This window comes from Hymenobacter daeguensis, assembly GCF_054780555.1.
In genome coordinates, this window is record NZ_BAAGWC010000006.1 from 62467 (window position 1) to 79724 (window position 17258).

Sequence of the window (17258 nt, forward strand, 5' to 3'; positions counted from 1 at the left end):
GAAGCTGCCGTTTCTTCAGCGGCGGGCGGCGGATAGCAACGACAAGGGCAGCGGTACACGCGAAGCAGCAGCAGCTCCTCGGCGCGAGCCGCAGCCTTGCCTCAGGCGCGGCTGCTTTCTACGCCCGCCGATGGCCCGTAGCTGCGCTGGTGGCGCTGGCACGGCGGAACAGCAGCCCCGCAACGGCCCATAGCGCGGCAAAAAAACCATTGGCGACCAGCACATTCAGCATAGGTACCTGGGGTTCGGCGGCAGGGCCCGTGGGCTTCCACACAAACAGCGCCACCGCCGTGACCAGCACGTAGGTAAGCGCCGCCGCGAACATGGCGTTGGACATGCCCAGCGGCCGGAAGCGCGCCACGAACGCCCCCAGCAGAGCAACGGCCGGTACCCCGCCGTACAGCAGGTTGGCGGGGTTGTGCTCGCTGCCGATGAGCCCAACGGCCAGATTGCCCCAGATGAGCAGGAGCCCGGCCGCCACTGCCACACCGGCCGCCACGCGACAGGTACCATTGCCCCCCATGCGCGCTACCAACGTGTAGATAAGCCCCGAGCCAAATAGCAGAATGCCCGCAGCAATAAAGTCGTTTAAATTCCAGATTACTTCTTTGGTAAACTGCATCGCGACCAGAGGTATCAACAGGAGAAGCGCCGTGGCCAGGGCAATGCGGGCAATGCTTTGAGGGAGCGTCATGAGGATGGGGGGCTAGGATGCGTAGGATGAGTAGTAACGACACAAATAAAACAAAAGAACTTTGCATCTCAAAGCATAGTGTGACAAAACTCATTCATCCCGCTTCTGTGCGCGCCCGCTGTCAGGCGGCCCCGGGCCAACCAACGGCAGGCTTGCACCGAGTCGTATCTACAACGAAGGCATTACCGGCCAAATCGTTATCTTGGAACCCTTCACCCCAACCCCCTTCCCACCCATGCCAACACGCTTACTTTGGGCCTGTGCCGTGCTGCTGCTCTGGCTGCTGGGCGGGCGGCGGCCCGCTGCCGCCACGCACCTGGTGGGCGGCGAGCTCACCTACCAATACCTCGATGCCAACGGCGGCCCGGCCACGCCGTTTCGCTACCGCATTACGGCCCGGGTGTACTTCAATAAAGAGTCTGATTCGCGGTTCCCGGATGGGGTGACGGAGATTACCATCGGGGTATTTAGCCAGGCGGTGGGTGGCGGCCGGCTGCTGCAGCAAACGGTGCCGCGCGCATCATTTACGGAGATTACACCGGCGGCCGTGCCGGGCTGCCCGGTGCTGGTGCCCCGCGTGACGCTGGCCATCTACACAACGACCGTGAGCCTGCCGGCCGTAGCCGAAGGCTACCGAACCGAGTTTAGCCTGGGCAACCGCAATTTTGGCATTGCCAATCTGGTGAATTCCGGCAGTGAGTCCATGACGCTGGCGGTGAGCATGCCGCCGGGCACGCTGGCCAACACGTCGCCGGTTTTTTCGGATGATGCCGTGGCCGTTATCTGCCTCGGCGACACCATCTCGGTGCTCAACAACGCTTATGATGCCGATGGCGACCGGCTCAGCTACCGCTTCGGCACCCCCAATGGCTCGTCCGTAAGCACTGCGGTGAACTATGTGAACGGCTACAGCGCGCAGCGGCCCTTCGGCCCCACCGGCTACGCGGCCATTGATGCCCGCACGGGCCTGGCCCGCTACCTGAGCCGCAGCCAGGGCACGTTTTTGCTGGCCATCGACGTGGATGAGTTTCGCACCGTCAATGGCCGGGAAACCTTGCTGGGCACCACGCGGCGCGACATTCAACTAGTGGTGCGGGCGTGTTCCGGCGGGCCCAACAACCCACCGGCTTTCACGGCTGCCACGCTGGCCCGCCGCGATTTCCAACTGGAAGAAGGACAAACCCTGGCCTTCAACATCACCGCCACCGACCCCGATGCGCAGCTGCTGACCATGACCGTAGGCAGCGCCCTGCTCGACGGGCCCGGCCCGATAGATGCGACCGTGAACGGGCAGCAGGGCTCTGCCGGCACGGCCTCGGTGGGCAATGTGCAAACGACGGGCACAGGCTCGGTGACCGGGGCCTTCCGCCTGCTGGCCGGCTGCGGCCTGGCGCGCCCTTCGCCCTACGACGTGGTGGTGACCGTGACCGACCAGGCCTGCAATCAAAAGAGCATTGCCGGCGTGTTTCGCATCACCGTGACCAAACCGGCTGCGCCGGTGAGCATTCGGGGCGACTCGGTGCTCTGCCTTCAGCGCACCGCCACGTACACCACGCCCCCCAACCCGCTTTATACCGGCTACCGCTGGACGGTGCGCGGCGGCCAGCTGCTGGGCGCTGCCACCGGCCCATCGGTGCAGGTGCTGTGGACCAGCGCCGGAGCCCGCACGGTGGCCGTGCGGGGCCTGTTTGCTACCGGCTGCCCCACCGATTCGGTGGTGCGGGCCGTGCAGGTGCAGCCGGGCCCCGTGGTGAGTGGCCCGCTGGCCTACTGCCGCAAAGCCAGCACCGGCCTGCGCTACACCGTAGCCGGCCCCGCCGCCCCTTACCAGTGGACCGTGACCGATGGCACGCTGGTGGAGGGCCAGGGCACCAACGCAGCCGTGATTAACATTCCGGAGGGCAGCACGGCCACGCTGCTCGTCACCAACCCGGCCCTGCCCTGCCCTACCACACTGCGCGTGGGGCCCGATAACCGCTGCCTGTATTTCTACAACGTCATCACGCCCAACGGCGACGGCCAGAACGACGTGTTTGCCATCGAAAACGTGGAGCGCTACCCCGGCACGGCCCTGACCATTTACAACCGCTGGGGCCGCCACATCTACCATTCCGACGACTACCACAACACCTACGACGGCGCCGGCATGGGGCCGGGCGTCTTCTACTACCTCTGCCAGCTGGCCGATGGCACCCGCTACAAGGGCTGGTTCGAGGTGGTGCGCTAATGCGACAGCACTGCCCGGCACGCAGGCCGGCAACCCGAATTGAGCAATGGGCCTGGCCCAGCTGGCAAGCTGGTTTACATAGTGCCAGCGCACCGCTTCGCAGCAATAAGCAAGGGCACAATCGTTTTATCTGTTGAATACAGGCCATATGGCCTAATCCTTGCTGAGTTTTGCCGCAGCATTGTTCAAGATGCTGACCTGCTTTTACCCAGTAGGTCAGCATTATCCCGGCCCGACCACCCTCCTTCCTTTCCACTTATGCTCAATATTTTACGATGCGCAGCCATGTTCCTGCTATTATGGCTTGGCCAGGGCATTGCCCCGGCCGAGGCCAACCATGTAATGGGCGGCGAGATGACTTACCAGTTTCTTTACACCAGTGGTAACTACTCCGCGTATCAGCTCACGGCCAGGATATATTTCAACAGCGCCACCTCTTACATCGGAGAGGGAGCGGTTGTTTTTGTCGTGAACTCGAAAGCCCCTGGTAACCCGGAGGTGTTTCGGCAGTTGGTGCCGCGCAGCACGTCCAGCAATGTGCAGCAGCCGGCCCAGGGCTGTGTGCCACTGCTGAATGGCGTAACGCTCGCAACTTATGTCTCTACCGTCACGGTGGCCAATGTGCCCGAAGGATTGGTTGCGTCGTTCAACCTTCGGGCGCGCAATGCCGAAGTCATCAACCTGGCCGCGCCGTTGAACGAGGACGTGTTGGTATCAACAGACCTGGCCCCGGCTTCCATCCCGAATACGTCGCCCACTTTTTCCAGTAGCCCGGTGTCGCTGGCCTGCATGGGCGACACCACGTATGTACTCAACAACCGCGCCTTCGACGCCGATGGCGACCGATTGAGCTACAGCTTTGGCACCCCGGCAAATAATGGGCCGGGCCGGGCCGCTATTTATGCGCCGGGCTATAGCGTTACCCAGCCTTTCGGGGCTGGTGGGTATGCATCGGTTAACCCTGCCACTGGCCTGATGCGCTGCCTCAGCACCCGGCAGGGGTCGTTTGAGCTGGCCGTTGATGTAAAGGAGTACCGCATGATAAACGGCCAGGAGGTACTGCTGGGCACCACCCGGCGCGACATCCAGATAGTTACCCGGACTTGCATGGGCAGCAATCAGCCTCCGGTTTTTACACCGGCTACTCTGGCCGCCCGCTCCTTTCAGGTTGACGAAGGCCAGACGCTGAATTTTTCCTTTGCGGCGACCGACCCCGAAAGACAGCTTTTGAGCATGAACGTGAGCAGCGTATTGCTCGATGGGCCTGGCCGGATTGAGGCAACCGTCAACGGCAATGAAGGCAACGGCAGCCCCACGGTGCCGGTCGGAAGCGTCGGATTCACATTTGCAGCCACCGCTACCGGCACCTTTCACCTGCGCACCACCTGCGGAATGGCCCGCGCTACGCCCTACGATGTGGTGGTGACGATGATAGACCAGGGCTGCATCAGCACTACGGCGGTTGCTGTTTTTCAAATCATGGTGAACCGACCAGTGGGCCCTGCCCGCATCAGCGGCGACTCGGTGGTGTGCGTGGGCAGCACGGGCACATATACCGCAGTGGGCGCGGCTGCTGGCCAGTACCAATGGGCCGTGCGGGGCGGACGTGTGCTTGGCCCCACCACAGGGCGCACGGTGCAGGTGCAGTGGAACAGCGAAGGCACTGCCGGTGACCTGGCCGTGAACGGTGCACTGCCCGGCAACTGCGCGACATCGGCGGCATTTAAAGCCGTGGCCGTAGTGCCGGTGCCGGTGGTATCGGGCGCATCCACCTATTGCCGGGCAGCCAGCAAGGGGCTTACCTACACGGTAGCCGGGCCGCCGGCAGCCTACCGCTGGACCATTGCCGATGGCACCATTCTGAGCGGCCAGGGCACCAACAGCGTGCAGATAGACATTCCGCAGGGCCGCACGGCTACCCTCACCGTCGGGCTTCCGTCGTTGGCTGCCTGCGCCTCAACCATACGCATCAGCTTAGATGACAGGTGTCTGGCTTTCTACAACATTGTCACGCCCAACGATGATGGCCAGAACGACCGGTTCATCATCGAAAACGTGGAGCGCTATCCCAACACGGCGCTCACGGTTTATAACCGCTGGGGCCGCCAGGTTTACAAAACCGCTGACTACCACAATACCTACGACGGCCAGAATGACAGCCCCGGCGTGTATTACTACCTCTGCCAGCTGGCCGATGGCACCACTTACAGAGGCTGGTTTGAAATAGTGCGCTAGCCCGGGCAGCGCCCACTACCGCAGCCGTCTGAAGCCACTCGGGCAACACATTTTGCACAGCATCTGGCGCGACGATTAGCCGGCACCCTCGAACTTGCGGCTGCATCCACACCAAATACAACGCTTTTACTCGGCAGTCTATTTGGCATTTTTTCCTTTCACCTATTTTCCTTTCCGATTGATGCCTGGTTTTTTACGTGCAATATTGCTGTTCTTACTACTGTGGCTTGGCCAGGGAGCTCTGCCGGCTTCGGCCGTGCATTTGCTGGGTGGCGAGATGAGCTACAAGTTCCTTGATGGCAACGGCCCTGCCGACAAGCCGTGGCGCTACGAGGTGACCATGCGGTTCTACTTCAACCCCCTCACCGACCCGCCCGAGCAGCCGCTGCTCATGCAGGTGTACACCGGCAGTACCAGTCTGTATGGCCTGCCGCTGCAACGCATAAGAGTTTCCCGGGCCAGCGTCACGGAAATTACGGCCCCTACGCTGCCGGGCTGTGGGCAGGCAACGCCGCGGATAGCTTTGGGACTATACGTCGCGACGCTGGAACTGCCGGCCAACACCGATGGCTATCTGGTGGTCTGTGGCACCAGCAATCGGATAGCGGGAATCACCAATTTGGCCAGCTCCGTTGACCAGGGCATTGGGCTGGAAATAAGACTCCAGCCGGGCAATATTGCGAACTCTTCGCCGGTTTTTTCCGACATTCCGGTGGCACTCATTTGCGCCGGCACCAACAGCTTCGTATCCAACAACGCTTACGACCCCGACGGCGATGAACTGGTGTACTCCTTAAGCGTGCCTTCCAGCACTTTTTCGCCGGTGAGGTATGCTACCGGGTATAGTGCTGCCCAGCCCTTTGGAACGGTGGGCGCGGCCAGCGTCAACCCCGTTACAGGCATTTCAACCTACCTGAGCCCGGCGCAAGGCATTTTTCAGATACTGATTGACGTGAAGGAGTATCGAACTATCAACGGTGTGCGCCTGCTGCTCAGCACGTCCCATCGCGACGTGCAGGTGATAGCGCGCACTTGCATGGCATCGACCAGCCAGCCCCCCGTGTTTACGCCGGCCACCTTGGCGGCTCCGCAAAACATTCAGATTCGGGAAGGCCAGACCGTTCAATTCAACGTAGCCGCCACCGACCCCGACGGCGACCCGCTGACCCTGACGGCCACCAGTGCGCTGCTCGATGGGGCCGGGGGCCTTGATGCAACTTTCAATGGCCTGCCCGGCGAGACAATAGCGGCCAATCCGGCGGGCAGCGTTTCGGTGCGGGGCGTGGGCGCGGTAGCGGGCACCTTCCGGCTGGCGGGTTGCGGCATGGGCCGCCTGCTGCCCTACGATGTAGTGATAACGGCCACCGACGAAGCCTGCAACCGCCAAACAGTAGCCGCTACCTACCGCATTACGGTGGTCAGGCCGCCATTTTCTGCCACCATACGGGGCAACACCCAGGTATGTGCCCAAAGCACAGCCACGTATACCGCCACTAGCAATTCCGGCGCGCAGCCCTTGCAATGGACGGTGGTGGGCGGCGAGATACTGGGCCCCACTACCGGCCCAACCGTGCAGGTGCTCTGGGGCAAAGGCGTAGGCGCACAAGTGCGTGTAAGCGGCACCACCGACTTGGGCTGTCCTACGCAGTTCGTGGCATTGCCCGTAGGCATTGGGCCGGGCCTGGCCGTGCAGGGACCGATGACGTACTGCCGAACGGCAGCCAACAAGCTGCGCTACACGGCGCTGGGGCCGTCGGGCACCTACCAATGGACGATAACCGATGGCGCCATCGTCAGTGGGCAGGGCACCAATACAGTGGAAGTAGACATTCAGCCGGGGGCTATGCCGCTGCTGGAAGTATCTAATTCGTATTACAGCCAATGTGTTACCACACTGCACATTACTCCCGGCAACAGCTGCCTGTATTTCTACAACGTCATTACCCCAAATGGCGACCGGCAAAACGACTTCTTTGTCATCGAAAACATCGAGCGTCATCCCAAAACGGCTCTAACTATCTTCAACCGCTGGGGCCAGAAGCTGTACCATTCCGACGACTACCGGAACACCTACGACGGCGAAGCCGCCGGTGCCGGCACGTATTATTACCTCTGCCGGCTAGACGATGGCACCATATACCGGGGATGGTTTGAGGTGGTGAAATAGGGCAGTGTGTTCTGCACTTACCACACCGCGGTGCTAACTTCCCGCCATGCTCGACCTGATTATTGACGCCCGTCCCGCTGCCATCATGCCCGGCTTTGCGGTGAAGCGCATTCTCCCCTACCGCCTGCGGCGCATGCTGGGGCCGTTCATTTTTATGGACCACGCCGGGCCGGTGGAAGTGGCTCCGGCCCAGATGCACCGCCTCGACGTGCTGCCGCACCCGCACATCGGGCTGAGCACGGTGAGCTACCTGTTTGGCGGGCAGGTGACGCACCGCGACAGCCTGGGCGTGGAGCAAATCATCCGGCCCGGCGAGGTGAACTGGATGACGGCCGGCTCCGGCATTGCCCACTCGGAGCGGTTTGAAGACCCGGCCGCGCTGGCCGGCGGGGCGCTGGAGATGATACAAACCTGGGTGGCCCTGCCCGAAGCCGACGAGGAAAACGCGCCCACCTTTGCCAACTACCAGCCCCAGGAGCTGCCCATCTTCACCGATACCGGCGTGTGGATGCGGCTGATTGCGGGCGATGCCTTCGGGCTGAAAAACGACGTTAAAACGCATTCGCCGCTGTTTTACCTGCACGTAGTGCTGCAGGCGGGTGCCCGCTTTGGCCTGCCGCGCGGCTACCCCGAGCGCGGGGCCTACGTGGCCAAGGGCCGCGTGGAAGTGAACGGCCGCGCGTACACGCCGGGCCAGCTGCTGGTTTTCACGCCCGGCCTCGACCCGGTGCTGGTGGCGCTGGAGCCCAGCACGCTGATGCTGCTGGGCGGCGAGCCGCTGGGCGAGCGGTTCATCTGGTGGAATTTTGTGTCGTCGCGCCGCGAACGCATTGAGCAGGCCAAAGCCGACTGGAAAGCCGGCCGCATTGTGCTGCCCCCGAATGACAATGCCGAATTCGTGCCCCTGCCCGATGACCGGACCCGGCCGGCCGGCACGGGTTCGCCGGCACCGCAGGCGTTGTCCTGACGAACTGTTTTGGAGAAGCAAAAAAGGCCGTCATACTTAGTACGACGGCCTTTTTACCAATAGTGCGGTCTGGTTAGCGGCCGGTTTTGCCGCCGCCGCCGCCGCTAGCTCCGGCCACGCTCACGCGCCAGAGGGTGTCGCCGGCATCGTCGGCTACCAACAGGGAGCCGTCGGGCAGGGTGGTTACGCCCACAGGGCGGCCAAAGGCATCTTTGGAGTCGCCGCCGGCCAGGAAACCGGTGAGGAAATCTTCGGGAGGGCCGCTGGGCTTGCCGTTGGCAAAGGGCACGAACACAACTTTATAGCCCGAGAACTGCGAGCGGTTCCAGGAGCCGTGCTCGCCGATGAAGGCGCCGTTGCGGTACTTGGCCGGGAAGGCGTCCTTATCATAAAACGAGAGGCCCAGGGCCGCGACGTGGGCGCCCAGCGGCACATCGGGCACGATGGATTTCTTGACCAGGTCGGGCCGCTCGTTTTTGCGGCGCGGCTCTTCGTTCTGGCCGTAGTAGGCGTAGGGCCAGCCGTAGAAGCCGCCTTCCTGCACGCTGGTGAGGTAGTCGGGCACCAGCTCATCGCCCAGCTCGTCGCGCTCGTTCACCACGGCCCAGAGGGTTTTGGTGCCGGGCTGCCATTGCAGGCCAATGGGATTGCGCAGGCCGCTGGCGTACACTTTCTCGCCGGTGCCATCGGGATTGATTTCGAGCACATTGGCCCGGCGCACTTCGTTTTCGGCCCCGTGCTCCTGCACGTTGGAGCCCGAGCCCACGGTGACGTAGATTTTGGAGCCGTCGGCGTTGGCCAGCAGGTTGCGGGTCCAGTGGTTGTTGTAGCCGCCCTTGGGCAGGTCGAGGATGCGCTGCCCGCTGACCGTGATTTTGGTAGCGCCCGGCTGGTAGGGGAAGCGCAGCACGCCATCGGTATTGGCCACGTAGAAGCTATTGCCCAGCAGCAGCATGCCGAAGGGCTGGCTGAGGTTGGCCAGGAAGGTGGTGCGCAGGTCGGGATGGCCGTCGTGGTTGGTATCGCGCAGCAGCGTGATGCGGTTGGCGCTGTGGTCGCGCAACGACCGGGACTTGTCCAGCTTCAGCTCGGCCACCACTTTTTTGCTCATGGTCATCGGGATGGTGCTGGCTTCGGCCACCAGCACGTCGCCGTTGGGCAGCACATAGGTCCAGCGCGGGCTATCGAACTTATCGGCGTATTTGCTCACGGTGAAGCCGGCGGGCGCGGTGGGCGTTTTGCCGGCCGGCCAGGGCTGAATATCAACGCGCTTGCTGACGGACTTGGTGGCGTAGGGCGCGGGCAGATGCACGGAATCGGCCACGGGCGTGGTCACGGTCTGGGCCGGGGTTTCGGCCTGGGCTTCCTGCTTTTCCTGTTTGCTGGGGCCGCTGCAGGCGGCCAGCAGGCCGAGGCTGGCCAGCAGCAAGGGAGATTTAGTCGTCATAAATGGCAGTGAATAGACAGACCGGCGAGGGAATGTTAACGGCCGGCCCGCTTCCGTTTTTACTTCCCGGTGCGGAAATGGTTGCGGTTCAGCTTTGGCCGGGCCGGGTATTCAGCGGGTAGCCGCAGCGGCGGCCGCCCGTCAAAAAGCAGTTGGCCGACAACCAACTGCGGCGCTGCCTGAAGATGCGCCGACACCAAAGCACCGCCCCCGGAGGGAAGGCCACCGACGAGAAACAGCCAATGAAACCAAGCCGACAAGCATATAACGACTTGCCGATAAATTATTATTTTAAAAATATATTACATATAATATATTTACTGTACTATTGTTCCGAAATTCCATTCCTGCCAGCAGTGCTGGCGCCGGGCAGCGTCGGCAAAACCTCCTGCACAGGCAACGGGCTTGGTTTTCATCGTCCTGACACCTTTAATCCCCACATCGTATGAAACACGTCTCTGCTTTTCGCTTCTGGCTGGGCGGCACTTTGGCAATGCTGCTGCTCCTGACGGCCGGCCTGCCGGCGCGGGCCCAAACCGAAGCCACCCGGCAGGCCGCCGAGCTGGCCACCCAAACCCGCCAGCAGTGGGCCGGGGCCGCCATCGCGACCGCCGATTTTCGCATTTCCAGCGCTTATACCGAGCCCTCGGGGCTGCTGTATGCCTACCCGCAGCAGCTGCACGCGGGCATTCCGGTGTATAATCAGGTGACGACCCTGGTTTTCAAGGCCAACGCGCTGCGCCACCACACGGGAAGCTTCCTGACCGATAAGGCCTTTGCCGGGCAGCCGGCCACGCCCGCCCTCACAGCGGCGGCGGCCGTGGCCCGGGCGCTGGCCAGCACCAAGGCCAAAGCCGTGGAACAGCCGGCGGCCATGAGCGCGGCAGTGGGCGTTGAGCAGCTGCAAACCTTCGCCCCGGCCGGGGTGGCCCGCCGCCCCATTGAGGTGCGCCTGGTGTGGGCCACCGACAAGGGCGCGCCGCGCCTGGCCTGGAACGTGAACGTGGAGCTGCTGGCCACGCCCGACTGGCTGAACATCAGGGTGGACGCGGCCACGGGCCAGGTGCTGGGCCAGGACAACTGGACGGCCAACGAGGCCTTCAGCCGCAAAGCCGCCGCGCCCCGCGCCGGGGCGCGCCCGCAAGGCCAGGCCCTGCGCCGCCCCGTGGCGCCGGGCAGCATCCTGACCGTGACGCCGGCCCGCTACGTGGTGGTGCCCTTTCCCGGCGAGCGGCCCGACGTGACGCTGCCGGCCCTCGACATCAACCCCTGGCTGCGGGCCGGCGCCGGCAACGCCGCCGCCACCCACGGCTGGCATTTCGATGGCACCACCAACTACACCGACACCCGTGGCAACAACGTGTGGGCCTACGACGACAGCCTGAAGCTGAACGCGCCCGGCCGCTTTGCCACTTCCACGGGCACGACCAGCAACCTGATTTTCAACTACGTGCCCGACTTCACCAAAGTGCCCACGCTGGGCAAAAACCGGCGGGCGGCCACGGTGAACCTGTTTTACTGGAACAACCTGATGCACGACGTGCTGTATCAGTACGGCTTCACGGAAGCGGCCGGCAACTTCCAGACCGACAACATTGGCCGGGGCGGCGCCGGCAACGACTACGTGAAGGCCGAAGCCCAGGACGGGGGCGGAACCAACAACGCCAACTTCTCTACCCCGCCCGATGGCACCAGCGGCCGCATGCAGATGTACCTGTTTACGCTGACGAGCCCCGGGCGCGACGGCGACTTCGACAGCGGCGTCATCACCCACGAGTATGGCCACGGCGTCAGCAACCGCCTCACCGGCGGCCCGGCCAACGCCAGCTGCCTCGGCAACGCCGAAGAAGGCGGCGAAGGCTGGAGCGACTACTTCTCCCTGATGATGACCACCAACTGGACCACCGCAACCACGGCCGACGGCACCGCGGCGCGGCCCATCGGCACTTATGTGCTGGGCCAGAGCCCCACGGCGGCCGGCATCCGGCGCTACCCCTACAGCACCAATATGAGCATCGACCCGCTCACGTATGCCAACGTGGCCACCAGCCCGGAGGTGCACAACATTGGCGAGGTGTGGTGCTCGGCGCTCTGGGACATGACCTGGGCCATTATTCAGCAGCAAAACGCCATTGCGCCCGACCTGTACAACAGCGCCAGCACGGGCGGCAACAACGTGGCCCTGCAGCTGGTGATGCAGGGCCTGAAGCTGCAGCCCTGCCAGCCGGGCTTCCTGGATGCGCGCGATGCCATTCTGGCCGCCGACTCGCTCCTGTATAACGGCCGCTACCACTGCGCCATCTGGAACGCGTTTGCCCGGCGCGGCATGGGCGTGAGCGCCCGCCAGGGCCTCTCGACCAACGCCACCGACCAGACGCCGGCGTTTGACACGCCGACCATTCAGCTGACCAAAAACACCACGCCGCTGGTGGGCAACCAGTTCAACCTGAGCATTACGGCCACCTGCGGCTGCGCTACGCCGCCCGTCAACATCACCGACCAGCTGCCCGCCGACCTACAATACCTCAGCAGCACGGGCGGCACCCTGGCGGGCAGCACCGTCACGTTTGCCAATCAGGTCTTCGCCGTGGGGCAGACGCGCACCTACCAGATTCAGGCCCGCACGGCGCCCGGCAAGGGCTGCGCCGTGACCAACCCCATCAACGACGACCGCGACGCCAACACGGCGGGCGGCCTGACGGCGGCCGTGGTGACCGGGGCCAACAGCTGGGCCTCCAGCACCACGCGGGCCTTCAGCGCCACCCACTCCTGGAAAGCCGGCGACCCGGCCTCCACCTCCGACGTCACGCTGACCTCGGCCCCATTCACGGTGTCGGGCTTCACCAATCTGTCGTTTTACCATTACTACAACACCGAATCCCGCTACGATGGCGGCATGGTGGCCATTTCGGCCAATGGCGGGCCCTGGGTAGATGCGGCGCCGTATTTCACCCAGAATGGGTACAACACGACATTTAACAGCTCGACTGCTTCGGCTGGGAAGCCGTGTTTCTCGGGCCTTTCCTCGACGGCTACCGGGGCCGCCGCCTTCCAGCGCAGCGTGCTGAACCTGTCTTCGTTCACCGGGCAGTCGATTCAGGTGCGGTTTCAGCTGCAGTCGGACGTGAGCGTGGCCGGCGAAGGCTGGTACCTCGACGATATTGTGGTGCAGAACGGCTGCGGCGACTACCAGCTGGTGAAAGCGCTAAACGGCGCAACGGTGCTGGACAGCTACAGCCAGGCCATTTTCCTGCTGCCCCCGCCGCCCATTCCCACCATCACCAGCTTCACGCCCGGCAGCGGGCCGGTGGGCACCAGCGTGATTATCACGGGCACCAACTTTATTGCGCCGGCCACGGTGAGCTTCAACGGCACGGCCGCGACGGGTGTGGTTATCAATTCGGCTACGCAAATCACGGTGCCGGTGCCCGTGGGCGCCACCACCGGGCCCATCGTCATCAACACGGCCGCTGGCACGGCCACTTCAACCACCAGCTTCCATGTGCTGCCGACGGTGGCCATCACCAGTCCGGCAGGCGCTTCGGGCGGCAGCACGAGCACCTCTCCCTTTGCCGTGACGGTGACTTTCTCGCAGGCCGTGACGGGCTTTGGGGCCAGCGACGTGGTGCTGACCAATGGCGCGCTCAGCAGCTTTGCCGGCAGCGGCACCACCTACACCTTTAATGTGACGCCGGCCGGCAACGGGCTGGTGACGGTGAACATTCCCGCCAACGCCGCCCAGAACAGCACCGCCGACGGCAACGTGGCGGCCCTGCCCTTCAGCCTGACCTATACGCAGGGCATTACGGCCGCCCCGGTGCTCACGGCGCCGGCCAATGGCAGCCTGCTCAACACGGCCACGCCCAGCTACCTGGGCACGGCCCCGGCCGGCAGCACCGTGACGGTGTACGTGGACAATGTGAGCATCGGGACCACAACGGCGGCGGGCGGCACCTTCGGCCTGACGCAGCCTGCGGCCCTCGGCCAGGGTCCGCACACGGTGCGGGCCACGGCCCAAAGCAGCGGCCTGGCCGTGAGCGCCAGCAGCAACACCAACAGCTTCACGGTGGACACGGTGGCCCCGACGGTGACCATCAGCAGCGCGGCCCCCAACCCGACCAGCACCTCGCCCATCCCGGTTACGGTGCTCTTCTCCGAAGCCGTGACGGGCTTTGTGGCCGGTGATGTGACCGTGACCAACGGCACGGTGGCCAACTTTGGCGGCAGCGGTGGCAGCTACTCCTTCCAGGTGGTGCCGGCCGCCGCCGGGCCGGTTGTCGTCCTCATTGTGGCCAACATGGCCACGGATGCGGCCGGCAACGGCAACGCGGCATCGTTACCCTACACCCATGTTTACGCTCCGGTGGCCTCGGCCAATATCCGGGTGCTCTACCAGAACGGCAACCCCGCGCTGCCCACCGACAACAGCGGGCAGCCCAACCTGCAGCTCATCAACGACGGCACGGCGGCCGTGCCGCTGGCCGAGCTCACGGTGCGCTACTGGCTCACGGTGGAGAACTTTGCGCCCGTCGATGCCTCGGTGAACTGGGCGCAGCTGGGCACCTCGCTGGTGCAGGCGCACTACGTGCCGCTGGCCACGCCGCTGCAGGGTGCGTTCGGCTACCTAGAATATGCCTTCCTGCCCGGGGCCGGCTCGCTGGCGGCCGGGGCCAACTCGGGGGTCATTCTGAGCAGCTTCAACAAGCAGAACTGGACCAGCTTCGACGAAGCCGACGACTATTCTTTCGGCCTGAACAGCACCTACCAGCCCACCACGCGCATCACCGTGTACCGCAACGGTGCGCTGGTGGGAGGCCAGGAGCCGGCCCCGGCGCCCGTGGTGACGACCCTGAAGGTTTATGCGCAGAACCTGGAAAACGCGGCCATCACGCAAAGCATTGCCACGCTGGCCCAGGTGGGCAACGAGGGCAACCTGCCCGTGGCCTACTCGGCCCTGAGCGTGCGCTACTGGTTTACGCCGGATGGCAGCTCGCCCATCGTCAGCAACGTGAACTATGCCGCGATGAACCGCACCAACCTGAGCATCAGCCTCGGCCAGCAGGGCACCGAGAAGTACGCGGAGCTGAGCTTCAGCCCGGGCCTGGGCCTGCTGGCCCCGCACAGCAGCACCGGCGACATCATCTTCCGGCTGAATGAGCTCAACTGGTCGTTCTTCGACCAATCCAAGGACTACTCCTTCCGGCCCGCCGCCCCGCTGGCCGAGCATCCGCAGATGACGGCCTACCTCAACGGCCAGCTGGTGTACGGCACCGAGCCGGCGGGCGCGCAAAGCCTGGCCGGCGACCAGGGCCCGACCAAAGGCGCGGGCGCTGAGGCCACGCTGTTTCTGCAGGGCTACCCCTCGCCCTTCACCACCGACGTGCGCCTGGATTTCACACTGCCGCAGGATGGCACGTATACCCTCGATGCCTACGACGCGCTGGGCCGGGTGGTCGAGCACCTGGCCTCGGGCAGCGCGGGGGCGGGCCTGCTCCAGCACGTGCAGTGGGAAGCCAGGGACCGCGCCACCGGCCTCTACCTGATACGCCTGACCACCGCCACCGGCGTGAAGCAGCTCAGGCTGCTGAAACAGTAGCCAACGCTCCTGTGGCCTAGCCCGCTAGGCGAATGAAGACACTGGCTGTTTTTCGGCGCAACCGTCTGGTTGCATCCGAAAGACAGCCAGTGTTTTTATGTGGGAGGTGCAGGCGCTGTTTTGAAATGACCGGCGCCGGATTCGGCAGCGATGCAACCCCGGGCGCGGGCGGCCGGTCCGGGCACTATTCATCGCAAACTTTTTCCTTTCCCCATGAAGCATTTTCTTTCTGTAGCTGCCGCACTGCTGGCCACTGGCATTGCCCAGGCCCAACCCGGCGTGCTGGCGGGCGCCAATTTTATGACCATTGCCACCGGTGCCGATGACGGCCTGCACCGGGCCACCGCGCACGCACGGGCAGGCTATCAGGTCGGCGTTTTCTATCAGCACCGGCTCAATGACCGATGGGCGGTGGTGCCGGCGCTGCAGCTAAGCCACCAGCGCCTCGACCTAGTGGCCGAAACCTACGGCATTGCCGATGGCGGCTCCCAGGCCAGCTACCGGCTCGGGCTGACTTACCTGACGCTGCCCGTGCGGCTGCGCGCCACGCTGGGGAAATTTTACCTCGAAGCCGGGCCGCAGCTGGGCATCTTGTTCAGCGCCCGCGAAACGGGCACGGAATACATCGGCACCATTGCGGGCAGCTACCAGCGCGACTTCGACCGGCGCACCACCGACAGCTACCGCCGCTTCGACGCGGGCGCCAGCGCCGGGGCCGGCCTGCGGCTGCCGGCCGGGTTTGGCCTGGCCGTGCACGCCTACGCCGGGCTGCTGTCCATCACGCACGTTCCGCAGTCCACCACGTATGCGGGCGCGCTCTACAACCGGGGCGTGCAGGCGGCCCTCAGCTACCAGCTGCCCGCCCGGCGCTGAAACCGGCGGCATCGGGGCGCTACACATTGTGCGGCGCCCCATCTTTGCCGCATGAAAAAGCTGCTCCAGCCCACCAAAACCTACCGCCTCAACGGCCGCCTGTGGCTCGAAACCGAGGAGGGCCGCTTCCTCGGCATCGGCCGGCTGGAGCTGCTGGAACAGATTGCCGCGCTGGGCTCCATCTCGAAGGCGGCGCAGGCCATGGGCATGTCCTACAAGCGGGCCTGGGACCTGGTGAGCTCCATGAATGCGCAGGCCGCCAGCCCGCTCGTGGCCACCCAAACCGGCGGCACCAAAGGCGGTGGAGCCATTGTCACCGAAGCCGGCCAGGAAGCTATTGTGGCGTTTAAAACGCTGCAGGCGCGTTTTCAGGAGTTTATGGCGCTCGAAACAAAGCGGCTGCAAGGCAGTTAGGTTGCCAGAACACGTTATATCTTCGCCGATATAACGCCACTGTAACCCCGCCGCTTTGATGCCAACCGCTACTTCCACTGCTGCCTGCTTCTTCTCTTTCCGGCTGATTTTCCTGCTCGCGCTGCTGGGCCTGGCCCCGGCTGCCCGCGCCCAAACCGCCGCGCCGGCCGGGGTGCAGGTGAGCGGGGCCAGCCTAACCAGGCCCACCCGGCTCAGCCCGGCCGAGCTGGCCCGGCTGCCGCGCCTGGAAGTCAGCCGCCCCGACCACGACGGGAAATCCCGCACCTACTCCGGCGTGGCGCTCTACGCCGTGCTCACCGCCGCCGGGGCCGACCTCAGCCCCGCCAGGCTGCCCGGCAAAGGCATGGCCCACTACGTGCAGGTAAGCGCCGCCGATGGCTACCAGGCCGTGTTCGCCCTTGCCGAGCTGAGCCCGGACTTCGCCCCGCGCACCGTGCTCCTGGCCGACCGCTGCGACGGCCAGCCCCTGCCCGCCAAGGCCGGCCCCTACCAAATCATCGTGCCCGACGAGAAGAAAATGGGCCGCTGCGTGCGCCAGGTGCAAAGCCTGCGCATCGTGGAAGCCAAACCGATGTAGAAACGCGACCCTTCGCATCTCGGCGCCTGCGCAGTCCGGG

The 17258-nt window shown here is 64.4% G+C and carries 10 protein-coding genes; 8 read left to right on the plus strand and 2 right to left on the minus strand.

Annotation, left to right across the window (positions count from 1 at the left end; translation table 11 throughout):
• Positions 1-118 precede the first annotated feature (118 nt).
• The gene (locus ACYVHT_RS09305; RefSeq protein WP_460550331.1) at positions 119-694 is read right to left on the minus strand and encodes a hypothetical protein; all 576 of its coding nucleotides are present in this window, start codon (positions 692-694) and stop codon (positions 119-121) included.
• A gap of 235 nt (positions 695-929) precedes the next feature.
• Between ACYVHT_RS09305 and ACYVHT_RS09310 the strand changes: the two genes are divergently transcribed.
• The 4 genes from ACYVHT_RS09310 (at position 930) to ACYVHT_RS09325 (ending at position 8290) form a co-directional block, all read left to right on the plus strand.
• A complete protein-coding gene (locus tag ACYVHT_RS09310) occupies positions 930-2921 on the plus strand; it encodes a gliding motility-associated C-terminal domain-containing protein (RefSeq protein WP_460550333.1) in 1992 nt (663 codons plus the stop codon).
• Between the two features lie 285 nt (positions 2922-3206).
• Entirely contained in the window at positions 3207-5156 is a 1950-nt protein-coding gene (locus ACYVHT_RS09315) for a T9SS type B sorting domain-containing protein (protein ID WP_460550335.1), read from the plus strand.
• A 205-nt stretch (positions 5157-5361) separates the two neighbouring features.
• Entirely contained in the window at positions 5362-7323 is a 1962-nt protein-coding gene (locus ACYVHT_RS09320) for a gliding motility-associated C-terminal domain-containing protein (RefSeq protein WP_460550337.1), read from the plus strand.
• Positions 7324-7369: 46 nt separating this feature from the next.
• The gene (locus ACYVHT_RS09325) at positions 7370-8290 is read left to right on the plus strand and encodes a pirin family protein (RefSeq protein WP_460550339.1); all 921 of its coding nucleotides are present in this window, start codon (positions 7370-7372) and stop codon (positions 8288-8290) included.
• A 73-nt stretch (positions 8291-8363) separates the two neighbouring features.
• Here ACYVHT_RS09325 and ACYVHT_RS09330 read toward each other — a convergent pair whose 3' ends face one another.
• Positions 8364-9737, minus strand: coding sequence for a PQQ-dependent sugar dehydrogenase (locus ACYVHT_RS09330; protein ID WP_460550341.1), 1374 nt, complete (start codon positions 9735-9737; stop codon positions 8364-8366).
• Between the two features lie 445 nt (positions 9738-10182).
• Here ACYVHT_RS09330 and ACYVHT_RS09335 point away from each other — a divergent pair, with 445 nt between their 5' ends.
• The 4 genes from ACYVHT_RS09335 to ACYVHT_RS09350 all read left to right on the plus strand — a co-directional run bounded on the left by ACYVHT_RS09335 (position 10183) and on the right by ACYVHT_RS09350 (position 17218).
• On the plus strand, positions 10183-15333 hold the full coding sequence (locus ACYVHT_RS09335) for a M36 family metallopeptidase (RefSeq protein ID WP_460550343.1): 5151 nt from the start codon (positions 10183-10185) through the stop codon (positions 15331-15333).
• 213 nt (positions 15334-15546) lie between these two features.
• Complete coding sequence (locus ACYVHT_RS09340) at positions 15547-16206, plus strand: porin family protein (protein ID WP_460550345.1); 660 nt, start codon at positions 15547-15549, stop codon at positions 16204-16206.
• A gap of 51 nt (positions 16207-16257) precedes the next feature.
• The gene (locus ACYVHT_RS09345; RefSeq protein ID WP_460550347.1) at positions 16258-16620 is read left to right on the plus strand and encodes a winged helix-turn-helix domain-containing protein; all 363 of its coding nucleotides are present in this window, start codon (positions 16258-16260) and stop codon (positions 16618-16620) included.
• Positions 16621-16678: 58 nt separating this feature from the next.
• Complete coding sequence (locus ACYVHT_RS09350) at positions 16679-17218, plus strand: molybdopterin-binding protein (protein WP_460550543.1); 540 nt, start codon at positions 16679-16681, stop codon at positions 17216-17218.
• Positions 17219-17258: the final 40 nt, after the last annotated feature.

What these genes read in the sequence shown, in the direction of transcription:
- ACYVHT_RS09305 (WP_460550331.1), bottom strand. Translation starts at nt 694, where the DNA reads ATGACGCTCCCTCAAAGCATTGCCCGCATTGCCCTGGCCACGGCGCTT.
- ACYVHT_RS09310 (WP_460550333.1), top strand. Translation starts at nt 930, where the DNA reads ATGCCAACACGCTTACTTTGGGCCTGTGCCGTGCTGCTGCTCTGGCTG.
- ACYVHT_RS09315 (WP_460550335.1), top strand. Translation starts at nt 3,207, where the DNA reads ATGTTCCTGCTATTATGGCTTGGCCAGGGCATTGCCCCGGCCGAGGCC.
- ACYVHT_RS09325 (WP_460550339.1), top strand. Translation starts at nt 7,370, where the DNA reads ATGCTCGACCTGATTATTGACGCCCGTCCCGCTGCCATCATGCCCGGC.
- ACYVHT_RS09330 (WP_460550341.1), bottom strand. Translation starts at nt 9,737, where the DNA reads ATGACGACTAAATCTCCCTTGCTGCTGGCCAGCCTCGGCCTGCTGGCC.
- ACYVHT_RS09335 (WP_460550343.1), top strand. Translation starts at nt 10,183, where the DNA reads ATGAAACACGTCTCTGCTTTTCGCTTCTGGCTGGGCGGCACTTTGGCA.
- ACYVHT_RS09340 (WP_460550345.1), top strand. Translation starts at nt 15,547, where the DNA reads ATGAAGCATTTTCTTTCTGTAGCTGCCGCACTGCTGGCCACTGGCATT.
- ACYVHT_RS09345 (WP_460550347.1), top strand. Translation starts at nt 16,258, where the DNA reads ATGAAAAAGCTGCTCCAGCCCACCAAAACCTACCGCCTCAACGGCCGC.
- ACYVHT_RS09350 (WP_460550543.1), top strand. Translation starts at nt 16,679, where the DNA reads ATGCCAACCGCTACTTCCACTGCTGCCTGCTTCTTCTCTTTCCGGCTG.